The sequence below is a fragment of the Ekhidna sp. genome (genome assembly GCF_965228795.1).
Taxonomy (GTDB): domain Bacteria; phylum Bacteroidota; class Bacteroidia; order Cytophagales; family Cyclobacteriaceae; genus Ekhidna.
The window spans coordinates 2,497,273-2,523,108 of sequence record NZ_OZ245839.1 but is presented as its reverse complement, the minus strand read 5'-3'; the positions used below and the strand labels follow the sequence as shown (position 1 = coordinate 2,523,108).

Below are 25,836 nucleotides of genomic sequence, written 5' to 3'. Positions count from 1 at the left end.
GCTCATGGATCTGAAATCAAAACATAAGGTGAATGCTAGTTTTAGCATGTCATCAATGACAGACATCATATTTCTGTTGTTGATCTTCTTCATGCTTACGGCCTCTTTTATTACGCCTTCTGGGCTTCCTGTCAATCTACCTTCCTCTAAGTCATCCGAAATCGTGATGCAGAAGGTGAGTGTTACAATAACCAAAGACCTTAGTTACTTCGTTAACAATAAACGGGTGAGTCGATCCGGGTTAGAGTCTGTCTTAAGATCAAACCTGAGCGGTAAAGAAGGCATAGTGGTATTGCATTGTGATTCCGCTGTTCCGGTAGAACGATTAGTGGAAGTTGCAGGAATTGCAACTTCATTGAAAGCTAAAGTTTCGATAGCTACGAAACCAGAGTGATGGACGAAAGAGAGAAACAAGAAGAAAAGAACAAACGCATTGGTTGGTTGACAACCATAGGGGTTCAATTGGTACTGCTGATTCTGTTCTATTTTATTGTGGCATGGAAAGAACCATTTCCGCCTATCCCTGAATATGGAATTGAGCTTGGGTTTACAACTTCAGCAGGTGCACCCAGCACTTCATCTCCTTCAGTAGAAGCTCCGGAAGAAGAGGAAACAAATGATGTAGAGGAATCAACTGAGACAGAGGAGGTAGTTCAAGAGCAACCAACAACAACAGAAGCCACAGATCAGCAGCCGGAAGTAGTATCCGAGTCGGAATCTCCTGTGAAAGTTGAGGAATCAAACGTGGAGCAACAGGAAGTCGTAGAAGAGACAAAAGAAGAAGTGGATACGCGTGCAGTAATGAATCCGTCAGAGACCAAATCAGAGGAAAAAAGTGACAACCCTTCCGAAGGAAAAGAAGAAGAGAGAGAAGTGGATCAAAGAGCTATTTATGGAAGTCAGGGGCCAAACACAGGCGATTCAGAAGGAGCGCAACTTTCCCTAGCAGGTTGGAAATGGGATTCAGAACCAAAACCTGATGACACTTCCGATGAGTCAGGCACAATCGTTTTTGAAATTATTGTCGATGAAAGGGGTGAAATTCGTGGGATAAAACCAATAAAATCTACTGTTTCTCCAGCTGTTCAACTTAAATATAGACGAGCTATTGAAAAACTGACTTTTAGTCAAACACCAGGAAGCAAAGTTCCTGCACTTTCCACTGGTACCATTACATTTATTATTAGATCCAGATGACATACGATCAGACTCTCGAGTACTTATTTACTCGATTGCCCATGTATCAGCGGGTAGGGAAGAAGGCATATAAAGCAGATCTTGTCAATACGATCAAACTGATGGAGTACCTGGACAACCCCCAGGATAAATTCAAGAGTGTTCATATTGCCGGAACCAATGGTAAGGGTACAAGCGCACACGGAATTGCTGCTGTATTACAAACGGCAGGATATAAAGTGGGATTATACACATCGCCACATTTAAAGAACTTCACTGAGCGAATTAAAATCAATGGTAATGAAGTTTCAGAAGCATTTATAGTTGATTTTGTCAATAGGATAAAACCGGCTATAGAGAACATAGAGCCTTCTTTTTTCGAAATTACCGTTGCAATGGCTTTTGATTATTTCGTTCAGCAGAATGTTGATATTGCGGTAATCGAAACAGGTCTGGGAGGCAGATTGGATAGCACCAATGTGATCACTCCTGAGGTTTGTCTGATCACCAATATCGGATATGACCATATGGATCTGCTGGGAGATACCCTTGAAAAAATCGCTGCTGAAAAAGCAGGCATCATTAAACGACATGTACCTGTGGTAATAGGTGAGACCCTTCCTGAAACCGCACCCATATTTGAGCAAATAGCTGAAAACAACGAATCAATTTTAATTAAAGCAGGCATTTCTAACTGGAAACCGAAGAACCTGGTACCCAGTTATTTCCTTAAAAACATGGGAGGTATCGAATCTGTCATACAAGAACTTATCCGTCAAGGGTGGAAGATAAAGCCTGAGCATATCATACAAGGCGTAGAAAATAGTAATGAATTGACCGGACTTAAAGGCAGGCTGCAAGTGTTAGATGAGGAGCCACTCTTAATAGCTGATGTTAGTCACAACGTGGATGGGCTAAAGCTTCTATTTTCACAGGTCGAGAGTATCTGTCAAGGCAGATTGCATTTGGTGTTTGGTACAGTAAAAGAGAAAGAGCTTAGCTCAATCTTCTCAGCTTTTCCTAAAGATGCTGTAGTCTATTGGACGCAATCACATGTGCCACGAGCACTGGAAGTTGAAGAACTAGCTATTCAAGGAATCATACATCAGGTCGAAGGAGAATGCTTTAAAGACGTAAATGAGGCAATACAAAGTGCAAAAGAAAAGGCGCAACCCCAAGATTTAATTCTTGTAACAGGAAGCACCTTTGTTGTAGCCGAGGTGGATAATCTCTAATCTTCTCCTAAATGCAGGTGATGCACATGCTCGTCGATTAGGTCTATCTGTTTGGTTATTTCAACCACATACTTCTTGAGCTCATCTTCCAATACTTTTACTTCTTTCTTGTACTCAGGGCCTTTCGCTCGACCCAGATTCTTTTCAATGTCATTGTAGGTATTACATTCCTGATGAATAAATCGTCTAAACGACTTAGTGGTATATTCACTTTCCAGTGTTTCTATATCATCAAGTGTCGCTTTTGCTTCAGGGTCTTGATTTGCCTCGAATTTGCGAGTCACTATTCCGTAGAGCAGCGTGTCGTAATGATGGATTTCATCAAGCATCCCGATAATTTTCTTTCGGTAAGCAGATTCACCACAAAAACTGCCTAACCCTTCATAAGTTTGCAGCTTCTTAGCTTCATTGTCCCAACTGATGGTTAAATCATCTACTGCTTTTACTACTTCGGCTTCATTTACCTGACAGTAGGCATTAAGGGCAAAAAGCATAGCAATGGATAGGAGAATACTGGTTTTCATGATCGGATATTTTAATTGAAAAGATAATACCTTGGGTAAGATAAATAAGTTAGAAAAGTTTGCACAAAATAAAGCAAGCAGAAATGTCATTGAGCCTGGAAAAGAACTATACAGTGAGATTAAAGGTAATTGGAATGCGTTTTTTCAGAATGAGAATGATATTGTCATCGAATTAGCCTGCGGTTGGGGTGAATACACCATTTCATTGGCAGAAAAATACCCTGAAAAAAATTTCATCGGAATAGATATTAAAGGCGATCGAATTTGGAAGGGAAGCCAATATGCTCAAAAAAATGGGTTGGATAATGTGGCTTTTCTACGTACGCATATCATAGAAATCTTGTCGCTATTTGACGAAGCAGAAGTGGATGAAATCTGGCTCACCTTTCCTGACCCCAGACCAAAGGATCGGGATGAAAAGCATCGTCTTTCCAATAAAGCATTTTTGGAAAAGTATCGGGCAATTCTAAAACCGGATGGCTGGTTTAAATTCAAAACGGACAATACCGAGTTATTTGAATACACCCTTCAGGTGTTGACAGACTTTAAGATAAGAGACCATGAATTCACTTTCGATCTGTACAACTCACCTATGATGGATGAGCATCATGGTATCAAAACCAAATACGAGCGCATCTGGACGGAAAAAGGAGAGAAGATCAAGTACATGAAGTTTCGGTTTTTAGTTGATTGAACCCTTCTTATAATCTTTTTTCGTTAAACACCAATTTATTATGAAAGGGGTCAGTAACCTCCATGCAGAGATCTTTCCATGGTGCTTTGCTGATGCCAGGATTGTTGTATTTGTAGTTCTTCTTTTTTATGCCTTTATGGAATTCCTTTAAGCCACTGCAATTTATGAAGACCTTCGCTCCTGGAGAACAATCGCCATGATGCTCTGTCAAGTGTAGTATCATATTACCATTTGAAACTTGTAAATAGATCGGTGCGTCATCGTGGAAGCGAAAAGAATATCCCAAGGCTGAATCTAAAAACTCGTCCTATCATGCGCGCCTTGTAAACCGGTTTTTGACCTTCATCCATAATCAGCAATTACAGGTTCCATTTTGTATCGGTGGACACTTCTTAGTCCCATAACTACAATACACACAGCAATCACCAGATTTGGGCTTCAACATCTGGTGGCAATTTTCACATTCATAGAAGTACTGGCATGCATCTGTAGGCATGGTTTCTTCCTTCTGATGTCCACAATTTGGACAGGTGATGGTGGATTGTAAAACTGCTTCTTTCTCCATCTTATTCATCTTTTGGCTTCTCAATTACTGTATATCCCGTTTTATTGATCACTTCTATGATTGTTTTTTCTTCGAGCTTTGATGGTAAATACTCTATGATGGCTGAACCTTCCGCATAGATGGCATCCACAGACTTCACACCCTGAAGCATTCCAACCTCATGTTCGATTGAAGCTTCGCAACCTGCACAGGTCATTCCCTTTACATCCAGAACCATCCTATTTGTTTTAGTTGTGTCTTGTACAATAAAAGTAGCAGGTGTCTGGCCACCTCCATTGGAATAGAAAATATGAGCGTAGCTAGGGAATGCAAGCATCAATCCTGCAAAGACGGTAATGATTCCTAAGAATCTTTTTGAATGCCAGAAAGAGGGTTTTACATCGTCATCACATTCGCAAGCTATTTCCTCTGCGGTTTTGGGTCTAAGTTTCTGATACCAAGCAAAGCTTAAAATACCAATAGTCAATACTATTAGATATGGCCTGAATGGTTCCATCCACGAGAAAGTTGTAGCTATACCACCAATACCAGCCAACAAAGAAAACACAGGTGTGATGCAGCATAGTGATGCTACAATTGCTGCAAATAGCCCGGCACTGGCACTTTTTGAAGAAAGATTTGTCGTACTCATGAGGTTATTTCTTTTTGATTTTGCTGTAGCAAGCCATCCAACACTGGTTTGATAATCTGGATATTGGTTTCTACCAGAGAGTAGAAGACGGTTTGTCCTACTTTCTTGTCTTTGACAAGCCCTCCATCCTTCAGTTTTCTTAAATGCTGAGAAACACCCCCTACGGATATATCCAGGATATCACTTAGGTCACAAGGACACATTTTGCCTTCGTTGTGCAGTAGAAAAAGAATTTTCAGTCTTGCAGCATTCCCGGAAAGGTTGAATATCTGTGTTGCTAGCTCCAACTGTTCATCAAGCTGGTTCAGGGATTCCTTGCATTCCTTAATTTGGACGGGATCCGCCAATATTCTTATACATGTCTTGCTCATCTTTTATTGTTTTAGCAATTACTAAAACGTAAAGATATAAGGAAATGTTCAGTATTTAAGAGAATGCTAAAATGTTGAGAATTATTAGATAAAAAATTAAGTGAATGAAGAATTGTAATCGTTTACCAATGGTTCTTTTTCTAGCTATATCAATATGTCCGTCACTATTAGCTCAAAATATGAGTGAATCAGATTCGCCGGCATACTAACAATAAATGTATATATCGAAATTGGATTTATTATGGTTATCGTATTGTTGTTTGTTTCCTTTTTTAGCAAAGCATTGAAATCAAAAAAGAAAATGAAGGTTTGGCGTTTTACCAATTATTAAATTGGTAATTGGAAGGGTGTTATGGTCTAAATAACCATACACCTTTTCTTTTTTAAAGCGAGCATTGCTTTCATTTTGTTGATTCTAAAGTTCTAAATTCGATTGAGTATTTGTTTATTAGATGCTCTAGGTTATTCAATATAGGATTCATCGTATGCTTCCGGATGTGAGATAGAAATATCCTCACCAGGTTCAATGCTTGAATGATGACTAACAATCTGACCGTCTTTGATTACGAATGAAAACCTGAGGTCATTGGTTTCTTCAAACCCTGCGGATTTCCATTTGATCTTATATTGCCCACTATCTACCTTAAATCCATCAACTTTTTGTGATATTACCTGGTAAGGAGCTACCATTAATTCATGTTTTTCAAAGAGGTCTCGATATAGGTCTCTTATTTGATCTTTGCTCCTTCTTATTCTCGTAGAAAACGCCGGTATCATAATAGCATCATCGCGGTAAACCTGCATTAATGCATTTAAATCATGGCTATTAATGGCTTTCACCCATCTATCTAGCGTGGGTACACTAGGTTCAGCAATCATATCTTCTCTTTCAACTTTGGTTTTATCAGAGTCAGGCTTGAAGGTGTCTTTGAAAAGATCTATGACTTCTTTTGTGGATTTCCCTATTCTTCTCATGAAAATATATTGGATAAGGGCATGGGCAAGTAGTAGCAGCAGTAGTCCCTCGAAGATTCCCAATTCAAAAACCAGAAAGCCACAAATACCTGCCATGATCAATGCATATCTGCCTTCTGATCGTACATGAGCGATGTTGGCTATCATTTTCCAGCCGGAATAAACCATAATGATTCCTAATGAATATTCCGGGGTGTGTTCAAGAATGATAGGAAACAACACAACCATAAGAATAACCAGGGATGTAAATACATTGGATAGTTTGGTTACCGCACCCGCTACGGTATTAGTGGTACTCTTTGCCAAACCGTCCAGGTTGGTCATTCCTCCAAAAAATGTAGCACCCATATTGGCAATCCAGATTGCAAGCAAACTATTATTGGAATCTGCTTTTCTATTTAATGGATCCATTTTCTCAATTGCCACGTTACTCATGACCTGTTCAATCACATCGATCGTTCCAAGCATCATCGCATACCCAATCATTTTTAAGATGAGGAAAAATGTTTCTTGCTCATTCAAACCTGTAAAATGCGGCAATGGTAAAGCAAGCTTAAAAGGGACAGAGTCAATGGAGATCATAGGTAATGGCATGAAAAAGCTTAAAACAAAGCTTGTAGCCATGATAACAATGTAGGGCAAAGCAGGCATCTTTTTTTTATAGTACTTATATAGAAGTACGAAAGACACAAAAGACACCAAACTAAGCAGGATAATCACTTCTCTTTCAAAATTGAGCCATGTCTCAGACTCGTGCTCAATGTCATAGAGAAACGGTACAAACTTAAGTGCGATCTTCAAACCAACCCCAGCTAACAAGCCCTCAACCAGGTAGTGGGGCACTATTCTTAAAATGTATCGTTCCAGTCGATATTTCCATACCACTGCCTGAAACAAAGCAGTGAGTAGGATTACAAATGGCATGTTTTCCATTCCAAAAGTGTGAACTCCTAAAGCCAGGGCAGGCGCTAATCCGGCAGCTACGCCAGGCATTCCTGTGTAATTGCCCGGCTTAAACAAATACGTTATGAAACTAATTACACCCGCTAAAATGACTGTATAAAGACCTGTCATGATCGGGTATTCTGACATTAAACAAATACCGACGGTCAGTGGGACAGCCATAACACCTGCTACAGTTCCTGCAAGCGCATCTCTTTTTATATATTTTATAGATTCGTTTAGACGTTGCTTTATCATCTTATTCTTGTTTGAGTTGAGTCATATGCACTGCTCAACCTGAATTAATAAATTGGGAATTTGCCTGCGTAAACAGGCTAAGTGAGTCCGGTTAGACTCAGAAAAAAGAATAAGATTATCCTAGATGAATTTTGAGACAACAATGCTTTAGGAATAATGCAACATCACTTCTTCTAATTAGAGAATAATGTCCGGTAATCCCTTGATATTCAAAGCTTGTAAAATGTCGTAACTGGTAAGAAACCTCATTTGAGATGAAGTAATTGTTACTTGGTGAAAATTGAAACCAATCGCTTTTTTCAACTCCCTCTTTGAGTTCTTCTCGTTCTACTTCACGACTTTCAATGACCTCTTCTTTTTCAAAACAAAAATGTCTTGTATCAATAAGCGTCATAGCTCCTAGTAGAAGCAATGAAGTAAAGAGCATTATTGATTTGTTACGAATCACGAAGCAAAAGAAGAATTTTTTTGATTTTAAAAATAGGACATTAGAATTGTCAAAATGTGATAAATGTTACACTTTACACTACGCATATCACCAACTGAATGAAAGTAGATATCAAGAAGTTTGATTTTGAGAGTGATAGAATCCTCTCATCACTATCAAAGAGAGAGCAGGAGCTTTTCATTGCTCATGGCGATACTTTGATGTTTAAAAAAGGTAAGTTGATATTTTACGAAGGAGGTATTCCAACCGGGGTTTTTTTAATTGAAAGTGGTAGGGCTAAAATTTATAAAACAGGCGTAGATGGAAAAGACCAGATTTTCTATGTCTATAAGTCGGGCGATCTGTTAGGTTATCATGCACTCCTTTGCAATGAACATTATGAAGATTCTTGTGAAGCCCTGGAGGATTGCAAAATCCTTTTCATCAGTACATCAAACTTTAAAAGTATCACTAAGAAAATATCTCACTTGAACCAGCTGCTCATTCAAAATATGAGTCATGAATTTGGAGTATTAGTCAATACAATCACCATACTTGCGCAAAAACCATTGAGGGAACGATTAGCACTTTACCTACTGATTTTGAGTGAAAAATATGTTGAGCAAGATGGGGATATAATGCTTCCGCGCGAGGATTTAGCAAACATTATTGGAACTGCAAGAGAAAGCCTGGGAAGACTACTTAAAGAATTTAAAGAAGAAAATTTGATTGAGGTTGATAACAAGATCATACGAATCAATGAATACGATAAACTATTTAAGATAGCCAGCTCAATCTATCATTAATCTTATCTATACTCCGGATTCTCAAAATTCCATCGCGTGCCATCATCCCAGTCTTTTCGAGAATTGCCATAGACAGGGTACCCATCACTCTCCTTAAGCATCTTAGCCAGATGAAGCAGGTTATAAGTCATGAAGGTGGTATTCCGATTCGTAAAGGCATTTTCATATGCTTTGGCTTCTTTGTCCATGTAACTTGGACCCGGACCAGCTTCACCGATCCATCCGCAATCAGCTTGCGGTGGTATGGAATAGCCTAAGTGCTGTAACGCATATAAAATGCTCATTGCACAGTGTTTAATCCCATCTTCATTTCCGGTAATCACACACCCGCCCACTTTGCCATAATAGATGTATTGGCCTTTATCGTTTTGCTTGCCGCTCATTCCATAAAGTCGCTCGATCAGCTTTGTAGCTACAGAGGACTTTTCTCCCAACCAAATAGGTGTACCAATCACCAAAATGTCAGCTTTCATCACCTTATCAAAAATTCCTGGAAATTCATCCGAGTCATATCCATGTTCAGTCATGTCCGGATACACACCATAAGGCACATCATGATCCACGAACCGCATGTATTCCACTTTTACATTTTCCTTCTCCATGATATCCATGGATAGTTGCATCAAACCTTGCGTGTGACTCTCTCTGGGAGATTTCTTAAGCGTACAGTTGATGTAAAGAGCGGAAAGGGAAGAGAAATCAGGTTTACTCATAGGAATGATTTATTTAAAACGATCTTTGCATTTCATAAACAGAACAGATCCGTCGACCGAATGTTATAATGAGATCATGTCCTTTCTAAAATTACAAAATATAGAGAAGAGCTATGCTGCGGATAGACCAGCGTTCAGCTGCTCGTCATTAGAATTAGCCAAAGGCACAAAAATTGGGATAGCTGGTGAAACCGGATCGGGCAAGTCTACTTTATTGCGTATAATTGGAGGGCTGGAAAAACCCGATAAGGGTAAGGTACATATGGATGGTACCTCTGTGTATCCGAAACTTGACCGATTAATCCCCGGACACCCTGAGATGGCCTATTTGTCTCAATCATTCGAATTACCCAAATTCATTAAGGTCATCGAGTTCCTACAGTCCAATGCGATCGAGGAAGAAAGGTTCGATCAGATCGCCAGTCTTTGTCGAGTAAAACAACTTCTGGATAAGGACACACGTGCTTTATCAGGAGGGGAGCGACAAAGAGTAGCATTGGCTAAAGTGATCCTAAAAGAACCCGTTGTACTCTTATTGGATGAGCCGTATTCCAACCTGGACCCTCATCACAAGCGAATCATCAAGGAGGTGATTAGGGACATCAGTAAGGAAACTGATGTAACCATCCTTATGGTTTCGCATGACCCTTCAGATCTTTTACCCTGGGCAGATGAAATACTCATCCTTAAAGATGGAGAGATCGTGCAAATCGGCACACCTAAGGAAGTGTACTATCAGCCGGTCAATGAATATACAGCAGGCCTTTTTGGTGACTATCAAAAGCTGGATGGAAGTAAATGGTCATCATTAAAGCAGGATTTGATCGTAAGACCAGAGCAACTCACACTCAATAATCACGGCAAGACAGGAGAGGTGAAGGCAGTTTATTTTCACGGAAACCATGAGTTAATTGAAGTGAAAACAGCGCATGAAACCATCCAGGCACGGTCTGCTCCAGGCACCTATCAAAAAGGAGATAAGGTGGGCGTAAGTCTAAAACTTACCGACTATTCAAAATAGCGTTAAGTGCCTGATCGCGGTAAGTTCTACTTACAGGAAGTTTATTGTCACTAATAATTACCTGATTGCCTTCTAACGCACTCACATGATTCTTATTGATCACATACTGTTTATGAATCTGTACAAATGACGATGGCAGGCTGTCCACGACGGATTTAAGTGTAGTGTGAGTAATTAGTCTGGTTTCTTTGAGTTGCAGGATCACATAATTCTGCATGGATTCCAGGAATAAAATGTCCTGATAGCGGACTTTTTCCATGCGCTTGTCTGTCTTTACAAAAAAGGAATCCTGACTGCCCTGAAAAAGTGTTTTTGTTTTTTCTGCTGCTTTTAAAAAGCGATCAAAGGAGATAGGTTTCATGAGGTAATCCACCACATCCAATTCAAAGCCTTCCAACGCATACTGATCATAGGCAGTGGTAAAAATTACTTTAGGTGGATTGTTGAGACTCTTTACAAAATCTAGACCCGTCAGATGTGGCATTTGAATATCCAGAAATAATAGATCGGGTTTTAGCTCTTCCAATTCATTAAGTAGGTCCAATGCAGAGCTAAAAGAACCCAGATGAGTGAGATAGGGTATCTGCTCCACGTACCCTTCGATTCCGGCTCGGGCGAGCGGCTCATCATCTACGATGCAGCATTTAATGGTCATTGGACAGGTAGTTTAAGAACCACTTCAAAAGTATGATCTCCATCGAGAATCTCTAAGTCATAATTTTGTTGATAGAGCAAGTCAAGTCTTCTTCGAAGATTATTCAACCCAATTCCTGATCGAGTGAGATCATCCGTTTTCATTGCTCTTTTTGAATTAAAAACAGTAAATACAGCATACCCACTTTCTTCTCTTAGTTTCATTTCAATGAACGGTTTTTTCCCTTCTACATATTTAAAGGCGTTTTCTACTAACGGAATCAATAGGTGGGGATAGATTTTACCTGGTATATCTTTCAAATCTACTCTCAACTCCAAATTATCATCTTTGCGGACTTTGTGTACTTCAGCATAGAGCTGGATAAACTCGATTTCTTTTGAAATGTCCACCAGTTTCTGTTGATCCTGATACAAGCTGTAACGAAGTAATTCCGAGAGTTTCTCTACACTTTTTTTAGCCTCAGGTACACTTTGATCCATCTGGAAGTAGATGTTATTCAAGCCATTAAAAAGAAAGTGCGGACTGAATTGTTCTTTAAGGAAGTTTAATTCTGAATTTAGTCGATCATTCTCAATTTGCTGAAGCTTGAGTTTACTTTGAACAAAAGCCTGGATGTAAAAATTACCCCTTCGGATCGCGAAATACAGCACGATGTAGAGCGTAGGAATGATGGTGATTTGAACTAAATCACTAAGTGATAATCCATCATCAGTTACTGCAGCCATTGGAATAATTGTACAATAAACCACAAGCAGAGCAATGCAAACAACACTCAATAATTCTTTACCAGCTCTTTTTAAAGTCAACTCACTGGCATCATCGTTAAAGTACTTTCGCTCCTGTACCCTGATGATATAGGTGAAGATGTAGCCAACGATGACTACCGTGATAAATTCGATTACGTTGATATAAAGTGGTCGTTCCCAGAACTTAAAGCCCTTGCCCATGGTATCATTCACCACGCGCAAGGTGCCATAAATAATGAATCCGTAAAGGGCAGGAAATATCTTAGGCCACACTTTTTTCATTTATGATATAATGAAATTGATTTCTTGAATTAAATAAACTAAAACCTGTCTTTTCGACGCTAGGAGGAATCTTTATAATCAGATAACAAATCCTTTGGTTAGTAGACCGTCTTACATTGAACATAGATATTTCATTGCATTCAATATGACAGGTTTTTGTTCTTTTTAGGTCATAATCAGGCAGCTTTAAATTCTGCTCGCTCTTCCAATTTAGTAAAGTCTTTTTGTTTCTCCTTTTTCGGAAGCTCTTTCACTCCAAAAAGGAAACGCATAACTCGGAAAGGGCGAACGAAATATTCATATCCTGCAACGGATAGAATGAAACTAGCTGTGCTTACGAATAGATACTTTGCCAAAATTCCTTCATCTACTAACGTTACGATGTAGTATCCAATGATGATAATGATGGTCTGGTGCAGAATATAAAATGGATATATCGCACGGTTTGCATATGCCAAAATCGGGTGAGGCTTATTCAAATACTTTTTACCAAGTGAAAGCATCGACAATAACCACAGCCAGCCGGAAAAAGCTAATAGTATCAGGTAAAGTGTTTCACTAATACCTTCCAACTCAATTCTATTCCATCGAAAGTAATTCAGAATGATCGTACTAAGAAGAGCCAATCCCACCAGGTTCCGAGTGTCTGATTCAATGCGCTTCCACATGGCAGGAATGATGCCGGCAAAATATCCGGCCAGAAAAAAACTACCCCAATACGTCATCCAGCCCCAGTCTCCAATCAATGCATTGGTGCGGTTGGTATAGACAGTGAAGGTCACATAAATAAGCACCGTTGGTACAATAAGCAGCACGTATGAAAGCCATGAATGCTTCTCAATAAGTTGATTGAAGTAGTTTTTAACCTTGTCTTTTCTTAACCATAGAAATAAAGGCAGCAAAATGGCTGAGTAAATGAACAAATACAATACAAACCACATGTGGTGCCAGGATAGATTACCTTCAGGATAGGGTATCATTTCAAATATGGTGGGCCAAAAAGCAGCGAAGCTTATCTCTGCTCCATTGAATAACCGTTCAAAGTATACCTGAGGTGGCACAATTACGATCATCGCAAAGATCAAAGGCACCATGAGTCTGTTGCTTCTCTCTTTCAAATACCGCCAGGGCGATCGTTTCCTTAGAGCTAAATAGGTGCCGTATCCGGAAATGAAGAACAGGAGGGGCATTCGGAATCTACTCAGCCAGAAGTTGAACTCCAGCCAGAGATAGCTGAGTTCATCGTTTTTGATGTGCCAGTCCCACTCAGCAGTGAAGATCATGGCCGTATGAAAGTAGAGTACCAGGATAATTGCGATTACCCTGAGCCAGTCAATGTCGTGTCGTCGTTCCATAATGTTTGAGTTTTATGGAACCGAAAGTGAGATTATCTAAATAGGTGACGAAATTTTGTTGACGACTGACAGCTTTCTGTTGATGACTGACATGAAATTCCTTTTTCTCAAAAAAATCTTGTAGATGCTGAAATAAATTCAGCATGACCACATATTCAATGAATCGTCACCCTGAACTTGTTTCAGGGTCTTCTCCACATAAATTATTGCATTAATCTTATTGAGAAGATTACGGGAGGGAAGCACAAAAAAAGGGATCAATCAGTTGATCGATCCCATTACACGCTCCATAAATTCATTCATGGCTTCTTTCTTAGGTTTACCATCCTTGATGGCTTTTGCCACTTCAAGAGAGCCATAGAAGTTAGAAAGCAACTCACCAATGACGTCCAGCTCCTCATCTTTAATACCCTTGGCTTCAGCCATGTGTTCCAGCAGTTCAACAGCCTCTACCACATAATCCTCATCATTCTGCTCTATGAAATCCAGGGTGTGTTTAATTATTGGTAATCGCATGTAGTATTTCTTTTATGTTGTCCTCTTTATTTCCGGCATTGCTTGCAACCAGCTGTCCACCTTTAAATCCGGCAAAAGTTGGAAGGTTTTTTACTTCTGCCAATGCACGGGAGTTTGGTAGTTTTTCAGCATCTACATAGATGAATTTCACTTCTTCATTTTCACCTGCCAATCTTCTGAATTTAGGTTTTACCAATCGGCAATTTCCGCACCAGGCCGCTCCGTATTGCACAATCACCTGATCGTTTTCTTCGATAACATTTGCTAAGTTATCTTCTGTTAAATCTATCATTTCGTTATCGTTTATTTGAATTTGACGCGAAGTTGTGATATGATATATTTATGACTTAAATAAGGTCATTAAATTTACTTATGAATCTACAGCAACTTGAATACGCGCTTACATTGGAGCGACTGGGGTCTTTCACTCATGCTGCCAAATCACTGGGAATGACCCAGCCGGCGCTTAGTCTTCAAATTAAAAACCTGGAAAACGAAATCGGGATATCCCTTTTTGATCGTTCTAAATCGAAAATAGAGCCTACTGAACAAGGACTTAAATTTCTTTTGCGTGCCGGTGAGATCGTTTCAGCCAGCAAGCAGTTGAAGGCCTACGCCATCAGCCTTGGGAATGAATTTGAAGGAGTGCTCAAATTAGGTGTGATTCCAACGCTATCTCCATTCCTCATTCCATTATTTATCGATGACTTCACCAATAAATACCCGGCAATAACCATTGAGGTGCATGAGCAGCTGACGGAGCAAATCCTCCAACAAATCAGACTAGGTGAACTTGATGGCGGAATCATTTCCACACCCATAGAACGACAAGGAATTGCTGTGAATCTGCTATTTTATGAGTCATTCTTTCTGTATAAGAATGATGAATTATTTGAGTCATCAGAAAGCTTCAGCATTTCCAATATTGAAATAGAAAACTTGTGGTTGCTGGAGGAAGGTAACTGCTTTAGAGATCAGGTAAATGACATTTGTTCATACAAAAACATTAAATCTACAACCAGGCTGAAGTATCTGTGCAGCAGCATTGACTCATTGATTCGCATGGTGGATCATTACGGAGGAGCTACCATTCTTCCGGAATTGACAACTCTCAGCCTGGAATCCGACCAGGAAAAGCACCTGGCTGTCTTAGACGATAAAATCAGGGAAATTGGATTTGTCAGTAGAAAACTTAGTGGAAAAGAACATCTTTTCGATGCTTTAATAAACACGATCAAAGAAAGCATACCAGCTCGAATGAAAGATAGAAGTGGGAGAGAGGTGGTAGATCCAGGGATCACTGTGGATTGGTGATTAAAACAAAGAGCCCGTCTTTGGTAAGGCCTGACGCCTCAAATGCATCAAATAAAGCTGAGCGCATGCATGAGCATCGCTGTAAGCATCATGATGATTGAGTTGGATCTTGTACTTTTTACTCAGATAGGCAAGTCCTCGCCTGTATATGACTCGCGTACATCGCACCTCAAAGTCCGGCTGAACGATATCATAATACGCAAGGCTGTTTCTTAGGCAGTTGATGTCAAAATTGGCATTATGAGCCACGACCACTTGATCTTCAATTAAATGCTTAAAGTCAAACCACACTTCTTCAAACAGTGGTGCGTCTGCAGTGTCCTCCGGCTTTATACCATGAACCTCTATGTTTTTATAGAAGTATTCATTTTTTGGAGGTTGAATCAGTCGATTTATCTTCTCTACAATCTCCCCGTTCTCCATTCGCACGATCCCGACCTGGCATACACTTGCCGGATTCCAGGTCGCTGTTTCAAAGTCCAAAGCAGAGAAAGATTCAAGTGCCATTAGCAAACTAAATTAATTGATGAAATTAAGAGATTGGGATTTATTCAAACCATTGGAAGCCTATTCTGTTGATTTTGTAGATATAAAATTGATATAGAATGGAAAAAGACAACATACAGATACAATTAAACCGGATTTTGGACAATATTACTGCCGTAAGAAAGCTAACCGAACAAATGTCTTATCAGGATTTCGAACAAAATGAACCTGCTAAAGAAACGGTTTACGCACAATTACAGGAAATTGGTCAGGCTGCATATGAAATAGAAAATCAGACCAATGAATCTCTAACTTCAAATTTCGATATAAGTGTATTGTCTTCTCTCAGAAACGCCAGATACAATATGGAAGCTGAAATTGATCACCGCAATACATGGGCACTAATTAAAGGTGATCTGGTTACTATAGGCGAAGAGATGGAACATTCGGATGTATATGTTAGATAGAATATATCTTTTGCTTACACCGTAACGTAACGTTCCATGCTACACGTATCCAGGATCACTAGTCTCGAATGGACGATTTCAATAAACGTGATATTTAAAATCTACAAACGAAGATTATTTATCTAACTAATCAATTGGTTCGTAGTTTATTTTAAAAATCACTTCATTTTTTATGATTGCTTTTAATCCACAGGCCTATTTTTGATCGTATATCAAACACTTTTTGATGTTTAGATATCTACAATTGGCTTTTCTGTTGGTGCTAACCAGCACGTCTGAAGTGTTGGCAAATGGTGATACATGGAAAAATATTCTTTCTGATAAGCAGGGGATAGTCGAATTTTATTGGTACCCTAACAATGTCATCATTGAAAATTCGAGAGATATTATCGATGGTATTGAGCATGATCTTGCTATTTCATTTATACGTTTTTTAGAGGCTAGTCACAATGTTTCAATAGAGCTCCGCTGGATTGAAACTGATAGTTTCGAAGAAGTAATAGATAAAGTCAAAAACGGAAAAGGCGGAACTTTTGGTGCTTCATCCATTTCTATCACCGAACAAAGAAGTGAGTACCTAAACTTCACCGCTCCTTACATGGCAGATGTAGCGGTTTTAATTTCAAATTCAAATTTAAATGTAGCGCTAAGCCTTGATGAATTAAAAGAGGTCTTAGATGGAAACACAGCGGTCTCCATTACGAATACGACATTGGTTGAATCTTTAATTAAGCTTAAGGCTAATCTGGGGGTTAACTTTTCCATAAAGTATGTCAAGAATAGTGGGGATATTATCAAGCGCGTCAGCGAGCTTGAAAATAGCTTTGGATACGTTGACATTGCGAATTTTTTAGTTGCAGTAGATAAAAACACCAATATAAAGCGGCAGTTTTTTTTACCAATAAAACTGGAAGGTCTCTCGATTATTTACCCAAAAGGCAGTGATTGGAATAAACCTGTAAAAGATTATTTTGAGAGTCAGCAATTTGAGGAAGATAGAAAGAGGATAATACAGAAATATCTGGGTGCTAATGCGACAGAAATCATTGATCGTATATCCAAATCGGCCGAAATGGGACCTCTTGAAGAAATAGTTATTTCCAACAGAGAAAAGGAGGCGCAATATGAACGATTATTAGAGGCTGCTAAAAAAGACCAGGATTCGGTAAGATTGACAATCATTCTTATTTCCATTTTGATAGTAGTATTGGTGGTATTAGTGCTATTGTATGCACTATATCGCATTAAGTCTCAAAATAACGATCGTTTGCTGGAACAGCAGCGATTAGTGGAAGAGGCCAATGAGCAGCTAAGGTCTCTAAATGAAGAAAAGAATAACCTGATTAAAGTGCTGGCTCATGATTTACGCTCCCCACTCTCCAATATTTTGAATGGTTCTCAAATAGTTGAGTCAAATGAAAAATTAAGTGAGCAAGGTCAAAAGCTTTTGGGTTTTATAATGGATTCCTCTCAAAAGATGAGCTCAATGATTGATAAAATATTGGATGTTGATGCAATTGAAACAGGTCGGCATAATCTTAAAATAGAGCATATTGATATTCATGAAACGCTCCAACAGATTATTAAAGAAAACGAGACTAAAGCCAACAAAAAGTCCATTCAAATAATAGCTAACCTTCAGAAAGATTTAATAGTAGAGGCAGATAAAATCTACACCGCTCAAGTAATTGATAATCTGGTTTCAAATGCGATTAAATATAGTGGTGAGAATGCTAAAGTTGAGATCACATGCCAGCCAGTAGGTGAAATGGTTCGAATTAGTGTAAAAGATGAAGGACCGGGTCTCACTAAAGAAGATGAGAAAAAGTTATTCAAAAAGTATCAGCAGCTGAGTGCCAGGCCTACAAAGGGCGAAATGTCCATCGGGTTAGGCCTATCAATTGTCAAGCTTTTTACAGAATTAATGGGAGGTCAGGTTAGTTATGAAACAGAATTGGGAAAGGGAACATCTTTCCATGTTTACCTTAAGAAAGGAATCTAATCTTCCTCGATTAATTCCAGGACATCCATAATTTGTCCATAGTCTTTGAATCCTGGACGCTCTTCTTCGCTTGCTTCTAGTGCCAATCCAGGGAAATTACCCAGCTTTTTATCTTCAGATATCCCATAGCCCTTGAGCAACTTTAAGTTTCCATTGTAATAGCCAATCTGACTATCAATTTCATCGAAGAGCTTTTCATTATTTGAAATGACAATTACCATTTTTACAAGCTCATCCAGGTAGGAGAGGTCCGATTTAAATTGCGCTAACTGTGAGGAATTGTTGATTTCTAATCTGAAGATTAAAGGCTTTCCTAATAATCCAACTTTTTCAACTAAATCTAAATCGCCAATTTCAATGTAATCAACCGGATAGTTTTTGACACTCTCTTTGATCTGATCAAGCCCGGCACCATAAAATTCACCCGCAAATTTTACGCCTGCTACCCATTCGGTGATCTCAGCAAAATCTGAATCGCTAACCTGTGAATCTGAACTTGGATCAATATTAAATCCTAAAACATCAACCATCATTCCGGCACAATAACGTGCGTCTGAAAGGTTGCTAATATTACTGATTTTTACAAAAGTTTTAAGTGCCATGAATCTTTGAAATTTCGTTCGCAAATAAACGTAACAGATCGAAACATTTTGAATTAATTTGCTGTTTTGCACAAAAAACATTCAAAATGGCAGTAGAATTAAAGACAGACGAAGACTTCAAAGAAGCAATTTCCAACAATGATAAAGTAGTAGTTAAATACTTTGCTGACTGGTGCGGTAGTTGTCGATTGTTTGCACCAAAATTTCGAAGACTTTCTGAGGACGATCGATTTGAAAATATCACCTTTTTGGATGTGAATGCCGAAAAAAGTCCTGACGCTAGAAAGCTTGCAGGAGTAACTAATTTACCTTTCTTTGCCACTTTCAAAAATGGAGAATTTTTATCCGGGCAAGCGACTAGTAAAGAAGAAGCCGTGATAGAATTGATAAATGAATTATAATTATGAAAATCCCTGTCATCAAGCAATTGATTGAAAAGTATTCAAAAGATGAATTAGAGAAGGCTGAGGCTGCTATTGCTGAAGAAGTACAACCATGACATTGAAATACCCGGGGAAGATGAAGGAGAGCAGCTTACGCACGCATATGCAGCTATTCAAATCATTGAGTCTATGAATGATAATAACGTAGACTTTAAAACGGCACTTCGAGAATATACTGGCCGTGTTAGAAATTCTATTTCATAGAATTGGTTCATCTACGACATTTGTATTAATAAGTCCGATATCCAGTGTGCTTCGTATGTAATGCACGTTAAATTCACTTGACCAAAACAAATATGGAAGCATACTTAGATACTACGAAAGATATTTACAAGCGTGCAGCTGAAACTCCGGATGTGGGGCTATGCTGTACCACTACTCCAATTTGGGCATTTCCGGGACTGGATATCCCCAAGATCATGCAACAAATGAATTATGGATGCGGTAGTACCGTTCATCCCCGTGATTTGATCAATAATCCAAAGATCCTTTATGTTGGAGTTGGTGGCGGTATGGAATTACTGCAATTTTCCTATTTCAGCAGACAGAAAGAAGGTGTAGTAGGAGTGGATGTGGTGGATGAAATGCTGGAGGCATGCGAGCGTAACTTCAAAGAAGCGGAGCAAAGCAATGACTGGTTTCAATCAGATTTTGTAAGTCTCAGAAAAGGTGACGCATTAAACTTACCAGTAGAAGACGCATCTATCGATGTGGCGGCTCAAAACTGTTTATTCAATATTTTTCATGAAGAAGATCTAAAAAAAGCACTTCATGAAATGTATAGGGTGTTAAAAACTCATGGCAGATTAGTACTTTCCGATCCAATCAGTGAGGATGAGATGCCTGAGAATCTCAAGAATGACCCGGAGCTTCGTGGGCTATGCCTGAGTGGTGCACTTCCTTTGCAAAGGTACATCGACATGATTACAGAGATCGGATTTGGCACAGTCGAAATAAGAGCTAAGAGGCCCTATAGAATTCTTGATACTAAGCATTACGACACAGCAAAACCTATTCACATTGAAAGTGTGGAAGTATGTGCAATTAAAGATCCTATGCCTGCGGACGGACCTTGCGTTTTTACTGGTAAAACAGCTATTTACACTGGAGATAAGGAATATTTTGATGACCATGCGGGTCATGTTTTAATGTACAATCAGCCATTATCCGTTTGTGATAAGACTGCTGGCAACCTGGCTTCTCTTGAGAATAAAGATATTTATGTGAGCAATAGCACCTTTTTTTATGATGGAGGTGGATGTTGCTGAACAATTTCTAATTGCTTCTGGTTATTTAATGTATATACATACAATTTAACTTAAACCAGAAAGTATATTATGAAAATGAAACAAGTAAAATTATTAAGCATCCTGACTGTGTTAGCAGTGATTTTCACAGCTTGTGGAGGGGGAAGCAACAGCGATTCTTCGACGGCAACAGAAGAAGCTTCTGAAACCACTTCAACTAAGGTATCAGGGACATATCAGCTTAGCAATGACGAGTCTACTATTGCCTGGAAAGGGGAGGTAGCCGGCGTTTACGGACACAATGGCGTCATCGACATGCAATCAGGTACTGTGACTGTGACAGACGGAAAAGTTACCGGAGGAGAAGTAGTTATCGATATGACAACTATACAACCACTAGACACAGCATCTTATGAAGCAAGCGGAAAAACACCTCAAGACTTAGTAGATCATTTGAGCACTGGTGATTTCTTTTTAGTAGAGGAATATCCGACAGCAAGCTTTGTGATTAAAAGACATGAAGGCAATTCTTTGGTAGGAGACCTTACAATAAGAGGTAATACGAATGAAGAAATAGTAGAATTAACTTCCTTTGAGGCAACAGATAATGGCCTGAAAGCTGAAGGAAAGTTGATTTTTGATCGACAGAATTACGATGTTAAGTGGGAGCATTATGTAGAAGATTATGTGCTTTCTGATGACATTGAATTGACGTTGAATGTAGCGGGTAAATAACCATATGCCAACATATTAAGGAAGGCCAGCTCTAACGAGCTGGCCTTTTTTTATTGCATTATTATTCATTTAGCTTAAATATCATAGAAATTGTCATCGAACAATTCAAAGTCTATTTCATCCTCAACTTCCTGCTGGAAAGCAGCATATGCATCCCACACATTGGGATCTTTTTTTGAAGATAAGATTCGTTTGTTGTTCATCGCAAAAAGTATTGCTTTTGATTCCCTTTGACTGTTGTTAATTGATGGTTTCATAATTGCGTGTGTTTTAAAAATTATGAATCAAACTTATTTGGGTTACAAGTATCCATCCAGAGGTAATCACTCATTTTGCTTAAATACGTATTTTGATTAGACTAATACCAAAAACACGTATAGCGATTGAGAGCAATATATCTCGATACATCTAACTGTATTTTAAGAAAGGTTTTGTAAAGTTTTAATTCTACCTTTGCAGCATATGTATAAACCGTGGCTGTGAACCCGGCAGAAGTACGAAATAATGAGTAAAAAAGGACGAATTTTAGTCGCCATGAGCGGCGGCATTGATAGCTCACTGGCGGCAGTGATGCTACACGAAGAAGGCTATGAAGTGATAGGGATGACCATGAAAACATGGGACTATCAATCTTCAGGAGGGAGCAACAAAGAAACAGGTTGCTGTAGCTTAGACTCCATCAATGATGCGCGAAATATCGCTGTAAGCTTAGGTTTTCCTCACTTTATTGTTGACATCAGAGAAGAATTTGGTGATGCTGTCATCGATTACTTCACGGATGAATATGTGGCAGGAAGGACGCCAAACCCTTGTGTAATGTGCAATACGCACATAAAATGGGATGCGCTGCTCAGAAGAGCAGATAAGCTGGATTGTGAGTACATCGCAACCGGACATTACGCCAACATACGAGAGGAAAACAATCGCTTTGTCGTATCCCGGGGAGTAGATGGGTATAAGGATCAATCATATGCCTTGTGGGGTATTTCCCAGGAAAGCTTAAGTAGAACCAAGTATCCGCTTGGACACCTTAAGAAATCTGAGATATATGATATGGCTCGTGAAAGGGAGTTTTATGAGTTGGTATCTAAGTCAGAATCATATGAGATCTGTTTTGTACCAGATAATGATTACAGGGGATTCTTGAAACGAAGAGTACCGGAGCTGGAAAAAGAAGTTGCAGGTGGTGAATTCGTACTGGAATCAGGGGAAGTTGTGGGTAAACATGAAGGGTATCCGTTTTACACTGTGGGTCAAAGAAAAGGTTTAGGTATTGCTTTAGGCTATCCGGTTTATGTCACTGAAATACAGAAAGATACAAATCGAGTTGTGCTCGGTACTTTCGACGAGTTAAGTCGTGATGGCATGTACGTGAAGCAGCTCAACATGCAGAAATATGCGAGCATTGAAGGCGAGCGAAAAGATACTGTCACCAAAGTACGATACAATGATAAAGGTAATCCGGCCGTTATTGAGCAGGTCGGAGATACAATGAAAGTGTATTTTGGCAATGGAGTAAGTGCAATTGCACCTGGTCAGGCTGCCGTTTTCTATGAAGATGATGATGTGATTGGTGGCGGTTGGATTACTTCAAGCTTTCATCAGAATAGAGAAAATTGAAAAATTCAAGGTTACTTTTAAGATTAATTCCCCCCTTTAGGGGGATGAAGGGGGGCGTTTTTTTACTTCCTTTTGTATTGCTTCTGTCCTCCTGCAACGAAACCAAAGAAATAGGTCCATCTGCACTTGGTTACGATTACTACCCGATAGAAATAGGCCAGTATCGGGTATATAATGTTGAGGAGATAAAGTACTTGATTAGTGGTTTTGATACCACAGCATTTCAGCTAAAAGAAACCATTTTTGATTCGATACAGTCTACAGATCAAATCACCTATTTATTGAGACGAGATATCCGCACGAATGAAACTCAACCCTGGGAGAGCGACTCTGTCTGGACAGTTGCACGTACGAATAACTACCTGGCAATCACTGAAAACAACATTCCTTTTATCAAATTAACCTTTCCTGTAAATGCAGGGAGGAAATGGGATGGAAATAGTTTAAATAGTAGGTCAGCAACAACTTATTACTACCAGTCATTGGAATTTTCGGCCATTGATTCCTTGGCTGCTCAAGATCAAATTAGGGTTGTTATTGAAGATATTGAGGAGAACGTGACCGGGATAAACTTGAAAAGTGAGATTTATGCAAGGGGAGTAGGGCTCGTAGAAAAAGACTATTTAACTCAGAAGAAATGTACATTCAGCGATTGCGGTACGGACTTAGGTGAGGTTATTGCTGGCCGTTCACTGAAACAGACCTTAATTGAAATAGGAAATGAAGAATAAATTAATATGGCTGATAGCCTTCATCACTATAGCTCATTTAGGAGTTGCACAGAGCCAGATCAACCGGTATTTTATTTATTTCACAGATAAAGCAGGTGAAAATTATCCTTATTCCATTTCAAATCCGGAAGAATTTCTAACGCAGCGCGCCATAGAAAGACGTGAAAAGCAGGAAATAAGTATTAAAGAAGATGACCTTCCGGTTTCTCCGGAATATGTACAAGGTCTAAGAGACGCAGGAATTGATGTCTATTTTACCTCTAGATGGATGAATGGAGCTTTAGTCAATGCAGATACTTCATTGCTTGATGACGTTTCTCAGTTGTCTTTTGTCGATAGCATTGCTTGGATTGCGGATACCACTCGATTGAGTGCTGAAAAGAGCATCCCGGACTATCCTGATTCATTTGATCCACCAACTAGTCAAAGTGGAGACTCAGACATTCAATTGATTATGCTTGGGGCAGATACAATGCATGAGGATGATATCAAAGGACAAGGGATGCTTATTGCTGTATTGGATAATGGTTTTACAGGAGTAAATCGGTTTACGCCATTTCATCATGTATGGGAAAATAATCGAATCATCGCCACTAAGGATTTTGTTGAAAATTCAGGTGATGTTTTCCAGTTTGGTGATCATGGTACTTCCGTTTTTTCAATAATAGCAGCCAACTACACATCAACTGACGGAGACCTTATTGGCATTGCCCCTGAAGCAGAATACATCCTTTGTGTTACTGAAGAAGGTGGAAGTGAAGATCGGGTGGAAGAATACAATTGGTTACTGGGAGCTGAATTTGCTGATAGCCTGGGAGCCGATGTGATTAATGCATCATTAGGATATAATACATTCGATATCACCGAACATGATTATTCCAAAGAAGATCTGGATGGAAAAACAGCCATCGTATCTATTGCAGCAGAAACAGCAGCAAAAAAGGGAATGGTTGTAGTTACAAGTGCCGGCAATAGTGGTAGACGAAACCCACCTGGTAACCTGATCAACCATCCGGCAGATGCTGATAGAATTCTGGCCGTGGGTAGTGTAGATCCAAACTTCGAACGGTCTGCGTTTAGTTCAGTAGGCCCCACTGCGGATGGTCGTATAAAACCTGATATAGCTGCTTTTGGGGATGGAACTGCAGTAATGAGTGGAAATGGTTCAATTGAAAGAGGCGGTGGAACCAGTTTTGCCTCACCGCTGATTGCAGGGTTTGCAGCATGCATCTGGCAAATGAATCCAGAAAGGACAGCCAATGAAGTGATTGCCGCAATCAAAAATTCCGGACATCTGGACAGTAATCCTGATAATTTGTTGGGGTGGGGAGTACCTAACTACATGTATGCTAAAGATGTAAAAGCACTAAACATTACCGATATCCTGGAGGATAAAGTGACGATTTACCCCAATCCATTTATTGGTGATACACTCTATCTCTTAACGGATGGAAAGTTCAATACCGGAATGACAATAAAAATCCTTGACCCAAAAGGAAGCCTGATTTTTAATCAGGAATTCAAGAAAAAAGAAATTAAGGAAAACATGGAATTGAAGATCGACAGTAGTCAACAAGGAGTTTATTTCTTATTCTTGCAAACAGGAAATAGTCAGAAGATTGTCAAACTCATCAATTTCTAATGTCCAAAAAACTAATCGCCCCTTCTTTTCTTGCTGCTGACTTTGCTAATGTGCAGCAGGAGGTGGAAATGCTCAATAACTCAGAAGCGGACTACATCCACATCGACATCATGGATGGTGTTTTCGTCCCAAACATTTCTTTTGGTTTTCCGGTGTGCCAGGCCATTCACAAACATGCAAAAAAGCCGATGGACTTCCACCTCATGATTGAGCACGCTGATCCATATTTGGAGGATTGCATGAAAGCAGGCGCAGAGATTATTACAGTGCATGAAGAGGCTTGTAGGCACCTACACCGAACGGTATCAGAGATTAGAAGACTGGGTGCCAAAGCTGGAGTAGTTATTAATCCTCATAGACCGGTTAGTTGCCTGGAAGAGATTCTGCCTTACGTAGATTTGGTTTTACTGATGTCAGTAAACCCCGGCTTTGGTGGACAGAAGTTCATCGAGACTACTTTTGAAAAGACCCGAAAGCTTAAAAAAATGGTAGATGAGGTTAATCCTGAAATCATTATTGAAATAGATGGAGGTGTAAATGATCAAAACGCCGGTGAACTTTTTAATGCAGGTGCAGATATGTTAGTAGCAGGTAGCTTCGTTTTTAAATCAGATGACCCGGCTCATACAATCGCTAAACTTAAAAAAGCCTGATC

Annotated in this window: 33 protein-coding genes and 1 pseudogene; 18 read left to right on the top strand and 16 right to left on the bottom strand. The window is 39.4% G+C overall.

Annotation, left to right across the window (positions count from 1 at the left end; genetic code table 11):
* Positions 1–4 precede the first annotated feature (4 nt).
* From ACQK2H_RS11255 to ACQK2H_RS11245, 3 genes are read left to right on the top strand one after another with little or no spacing between them, the layout of a single operon-like run.
* Positions 5–394, top strand: coding sequence for an ExbD/TolR family protein (locus ACQK2H_RS11255; RefSeq protein WP_425391542.1), 390 nt, complete (start codon positions 5–7; stop codon positions 392–394).
* A complete protein-coding gene (locus ACQK2H_RS11250) occupies positions 394–1,197 on the top strand; it encodes a hypothetical protein (protein WP_425391541.1) in 804 nt (267 codons plus the stop codon). The genes ACQK2H_RS11255 and ACQK2H_RS11250 overlap by 1 nt, the downstream gene beginning before the upstream one ends.
* Positions 1,194–2,411, top strand: coding sequence for a bifunctional folylpolyglutamate synthase/dihydrofolate synthase (locus ACQK2H_RS11245; protein WP_425391540.1), 1,218 nt, complete (start codon positions 1,194–1,196; stop codon positions 2,409–2,411). The genes ACQK2H_RS11250 and ACQK2H_RS11245 overlap by 4 nt, the downstream gene beginning before the upstream one ends.
* On the opposite strand, the gene ACQK2H_RS11240 is transcribed toward ACQK2H_RS11245, so the two are convergent.
* Positions 2,408–2,935: a hypothetical protein gene (locus tag ACQK2H_RS11240; protein ID WP_425391539.1), complete on the bottom strand. Its 528-nt coding sequence runs from the start codon at positions 2,933–2,935 to the stop codon at positions 2,408–2,410. The genes ACQK2H_RS11245 and ACQK2H_RS11240 overlap by 4 nt on opposite strands.
* 31 nt (positions 2,936–2,966) lie before the next feature.
* Between ACQK2H_RS11240 and trmB the strand changes: the two genes are divergently transcribed.
* Positions 2,967–3,629, top strand: a complete 663-nt coding sequence (trmB, locus tag ACQK2H_RS11235) for a tRNA (guanosine(46)-N7)-methyltransferase TrmB (RefSeq protein WP_425391538.1) — start codon at positions 2,967–2,969, stop codon at positions 3,627–3,629.
* Positions 3,630–3,636: 7 nt separating this feature from the next.
* On the opposite strand, the pseudogene ACQK2H_RS11230 reads toward trmB, so the two are convergent.
* The 6 genes and pseudogenes from ACQK2H_RS11230 to ACQK2H_RS11205 all read right to left on the bottom strand — a co-directional run.
* A pseudogene (locus ACQK2H_RS11230) lies at positions 3,637–3,921 on the bottom strand (glyoxalase superfamily protein); the annotation flags it as partial.
* A 60-nt stretch (positions 3,922–3,981) separates the two neighbouring features.
* Positions 3,982–4,194, bottom strand: a complete 213-nt coding sequence (locus ACQK2H_RS11225) for a GDCCVxC domain-containing (seleno)protein (protein WP_425391537.1) — start codon at positions 4,192–4,194, stop codon at positions 3,982–3,984.
* Position 4,195: 1 nt separating this feature from the next.
* Positions 4,196–4,825, bottom strand: a complete 630-nt coding sequence (gene merTP, locus ACQK2H_RS11220) for a mercuric transport protein MerTP (RefSeq protein WP_425391536.1) — start codon at positions 4,823–4,825, stop codon at positions 4,196–4,198.
* A complete protein-coding gene (locus ACQK2H_RS11215) occupies positions 4,822–5,196 on the bottom strand; it encodes an ArsR/SmtB family transcription factor (RefSeq protein ID WP_425391535.1) in 375 nt (124 codons plus the stop codon). Before ACQK2H_RS11215 ends, merTP begins: the two co-directional genes overlap by 4 nt.
* Positions 5,197–5,658: 462 nt before the next feature.
* Positions 5,659–7,371 carry a SulP family inorganic anion transporter gene (locus ACQK2H_RS11210; RefSeq protein ID WP_425391534.1) on the bottom strand — a complete coding sequence of 571 codons (1,713 nt, stop codon included), beginning with the start codon at positions 7,369–7,371 and terminating at the stop codon, positions 5,659–5,661.
* Between the two features lie 115 nt (positions 7,372–7,486).
* Positions 7,487–7,819 (bottom strand): hypothetical protein, encoded by a 333-nt coding sequence (locus ACQK2H_RS11205; RefSeq protein WP_425391533.1) that lies wholly within the window; start codon positions 7,817–7,819, stop codon positions 7,487–7,489.
* Positions 7,820–7,917: 98 nt separating this feature from the next.
* Between ACQK2H_RS11205 and ACQK2H_RS11200 the strand changes: the two genes are divergently transcribed.
* Positions 7,918–8,604: a Crp/Fnr family transcriptional regulator gene (locus tag ACQK2H_RS11200; protein WP_425391532.1), complete on the top strand. Its 687-nt coding sequence runs from the start codon at positions 7,918–7,920 to the stop codon at positions 8,602–8,604.
* A 2-nt stretch (positions 8,605–8,606) separates the two neighbouring features.
* Here ACQK2H_RS11200 and ACQK2H_RS11195 read toward each other — a convergent pair whose 3' ends face one another.
* A complete protein-coding gene (locus ACQK2H_RS11195; RefSeq protein WP_425391531.1) occupies positions 8,607–9,317 on the bottom strand; it encodes a flavodoxin family protein in 711 nt (236 codons plus the stop codon).
* A gap of 76 nt (positions 9,318–9,393) precedes the next feature.
* Between ACQK2H_RS11195 and ACQK2H_RS11190 the strand changes: the two genes are divergently transcribed.
* A complete protein-coding gene (locus ACQK2H_RS11190; protein WP_425391530.1) occupies positions 9,394–10,338 on the top strand; it encodes an ABC transporter ATP-binding protein in 945 nt (314 codons plus the stop codon).
* On the opposite strand, the gene ACQK2H_RS11185 is transcribed toward ACQK2H_RS11190, so the two are convergent.
* From ACQK2H_RS11185 to ACQK2H_RS11165, 5 genes are all read right to left on the bottom strand, one after another.
* Positions 10,319–10,993, bottom strand: a complete 675-nt coding sequence (locus tag ACQK2H_RS11185) for a LytR/AlgR family response regulator transcription factor (protein ID WP_425391529.1) — start codon at positions 10,991–10,993, stop codon at positions 10,319–10,321. The two genes, ACQK2H_RS11190 and ACQK2H_RS11185, sit on opposite strands and share 20 nt — an antisense overlap.
* A complete protein-coding gene (locus ACQK2H_RS11180; protein ID WP_425391528.1) occupies positions 10,990–12,021 on the bottom strand; it encodes a sensor histidine kinase in 1,032 nt (343 codons plus the stop codon). Before ACQK2H_RS11180 ends, ACQK2H_RS11185 begins: the two co-directional genes overlap by 4 nt.
* Before the next feature lie 176 nt (positions 12,022–12,197).
* Complete coding sequence (locus tag ACQK2H_RS11175) at positions 12,198–13,376, bottom strand: acyltransferase family protein (RefSeq protein WP_425391527.1); 1,179 nt, start codon at positions 13,374–13,376, stop codon at positions 12,198–12,200.
* A 261-nt stretch (positions 13,377–13,637) separates the two neighbouring features.
* Complete coding sequence (locus ACQK2H_RS11170) at positions 13,638–13,892, bottom strand: DUF6952 family protein (protein ID WP_425391526.1); 255 nt, start codon at positions 13,890–13,892, stop codon at positions 13,638–13,640.
* Positions 13,873–14,184, bottom strand: coding sequence for a thioredoxin family protein (locus tag ACQK2H_RS11165; RefSeq protein WP_425391525.1), 312 nt, complete (start codon positions 14,182–14,184; stop codon positions 13,873–13,875). Before ACQK2H_RS11165 ends, ACQK2H_RS11170 begins: the two co-directional genes overlap by 20 nt.
* An 80-nt stretch (positions 14,185–14,264) precedes the next feature.
* On the opposite strand from ACQK2H_RS11165, the gene ACQK2H_RS11160 reads away from it, so the two are divergent.
* The gene (locus ACQK2H_RS11160; protein ID WP_425391524.1) at positions 14,265–15,206 is read left to right on the top strand and encodes a LysR substrate-binding domain-containing protein; all 942 of its coding nucleotides are present in this window, start codon (positions 14,265–14,267) and stop codon (positions 15,204–15,206) included.
* Here the strand turns inward: ACQK2H_RS11160 and ACQK2H_RS11155 are convergent, their stop codons facing one another.
* On the bottom strand, positions 15,207–15,713 hold the full coding sequence (locus ACQK2H_RS11155) for an exonuclease domain-containing protein (RefSeq protein ID WP_425391523.1): 507 nt from the start codon (positions 15,711–15,713) through the stop codon (positions 15,207–15,209).
* A gap of 98 nt (positions 15,714–15,811) precedes the next feature.
* Here ACQK2H_RS11155 and ACQK2H_RS11150 point away from each other — a divergent pair, with 98 nt between their 5' ends.
* Positions 15,812–16,159, top strand: coding sequence for a HepT-like ribonuclease domain-containing protein (locus ACQK2H_RS11150; protein WP_425391522.1), 348 nt, complete (start codon positions 15,812–15,814; stop codon positions 16,157–16,159).
* A 226-nt stretch (positions 16,160–16,385) separates the two neighbouring features.
* The gene (locus ACQK2H_RS11145) at positions 16,386–18,161 is read left to right on the top strand and encodes an ATP-binding protein (protein ID WP_425391521.1); all 1,776 of its coding nucleotides are present in this window, start codon (positions 16,386–16,388) and stop codon (positions 18,159–18,161) included.
* On the opposite strand, the gene ACQK2H_RS11140 is transcribed toward ACQK2H_RS11145, so the two are convergent.
* On the bottom strand, positions 18,158–18,763 hold the full coding sequence (locus tag ACQK2H_RS11140; protein WP_425391520.1) for a hypothetical protein: 606 nt from the start codon (positions 18,761–18,763) through the stop codon (positions 18,158–18,160). The genes ACQK2H_RS11145 and ACQK2H_RS11140 overlap by 4 nt on opposite strands.
* A gap of 86 nt (positions 18,764–18,849) precedes the next feature.
* Here ACQK2H_RS11140 and ACQK2H_RS11135 point away from each other — a divergent pair, with 86 nt between their 5' ends.
* The 5 genes from ACQK2H_RS11135 (at position 18,850) to ACQK2H_RS11115 (ending at position 21,188) form a co-directional block, all read left to right on the top strand.
* Positions 18,850–19,164, top strand: a complete 315-nt coding sequence (locus ACQK2H_RS11135) for a thioredoxin family protein (protein WP_425391519.1) — start codon at positions 18,850–18,852, stop codon at positions 19,162–19,164.
* Between the two features lie 2 nt (positions 19,165–19,166).
* Positions 19,167–19,262: a DUF6952 family protein gene (locus ACQK2H_RS11130; protein WP_425391518.1), complete on the top strand. Its 96-nt coding sequence runs from the start codon at positions 19,167–19,169 to the stop codon at positions 19,260–19,262.
* Positions 19,240–19,410, top strand: coding sequence for a DUF6952 family protein (locus ACQK2H_RS11125; protein WP_425391517.1), 171 nt, complete (start codon positions 19,240–19,242; stop codon positions 19,408–19,410). The genes ACQK2H_RS11130 and ACQK2H_RS11125 overlap by 23 nt, the downstream gene beginning before the upstream one ends.
* A 92-nt stretch (positions 19,411–19,502) precedes the next feature.
* Positions 19,503–20,474, top strand: a complete 972-nt coding sequence (arsM, locus tag ACQK2H_RS11120; protein WP_425391516.1) for an arsenosugar biosynthesis arsenite methyltransferase ArsM — start codon at positions 19,503–19,505, stop codon at positions 20,472–20,474.
* A gap of 75 nt (positions 20,475–20,549) precedes the next feature.
* A complete protein-coding gene (locus tag ACQK2H_RS11115) occupies positions 20,550–21,188 on the top strand; it encodes a YceI family protein (protein ID WP_425391515.1) in 639 nt (212 codons plus the stop codon).
* A 74-nt stretch (positions 21,189–21,262) separates the two neighbouring features.
* Here the strand turns inward: ACQK2H_RS11115 and ACQK2H_RS11110 are convergent, their stop codons facing one another.
* Entirely contained in the window at positions 21,263–21,445 is a 183-nt protein-coding gene (locus ACQK2H_RS11110) for a hypothetical protein (RefSeq protein WP_425391514.1), read from the bottom strand.
* 247 nt (positions 21,446–21,692) lie between these two features.
* Between ACQK2H_RS11110 and mnmA the strand changes: the two genes are divergently transcribed.
* The 4 genes from mnmA to rpe are packed head-to-tail and all read left to right on the top strand — an operon-like array spanning position 21,693 to position 25,834.
* Positions 21,693–22,808 (top strand): tRNA 2-thiouridine(34) synthase MnmA, encoded by a 1,116-nt coding sequence (gene mnmA / locus ACQK2H_RS11105; RefSeq protein ID WP_425391513.1) that lies wholly within the window; start codon positions 21,693–21,695, stop codon positions 22,806–22,808.
* Between the two features lie 44 nt (positions 22,809–22,852).
* On the top strand, positions 22,853–23,539 hold the full coding sequence (locus ACQK2H_RS11100; RefSeq protein ID WP_425391512.1) for a hypothetical protein: 687 nt from the start codon (positions 22,853–22,855) through the stop codon (positions 23,537–23,539).
* Positions 23,529–25,181 carry a S8 family serine peptidase gene (locus ACQK2H_RS11095; RefSeq protein WP_425391511.1) on the top strand — a complete coding sequence of 551 codons (1,653 nt, stop codon included), beginning with the start codon at positions 23,529–23,531 and terminating at the stop codon, positions 25,179–25,181. The genes ACQK2H_RS11100 and ACQK2H_RS11095 overlap by 11 nt, the downstream gene beginning before the upstream one ends.
* Positions 25,181–25,834 (top strand): ribulose-phosphate 3-epimerase, encoded by a 654-nt coding sequence (gene rpe / locus ACQK2H_RS11090; protein ID WP_425391510.1) that lies wholly within the window; start codon positions 25,181–25,183, stop codon positions 25,832–25,834. The genes ACQK2H_RS11095 and rpe overlap by 1 nt, the downstream gene beginning before the upstream one ends.
* The last annotated feature ends 2 nt before the right edge of the window (positions 25,835–25,836 follow it).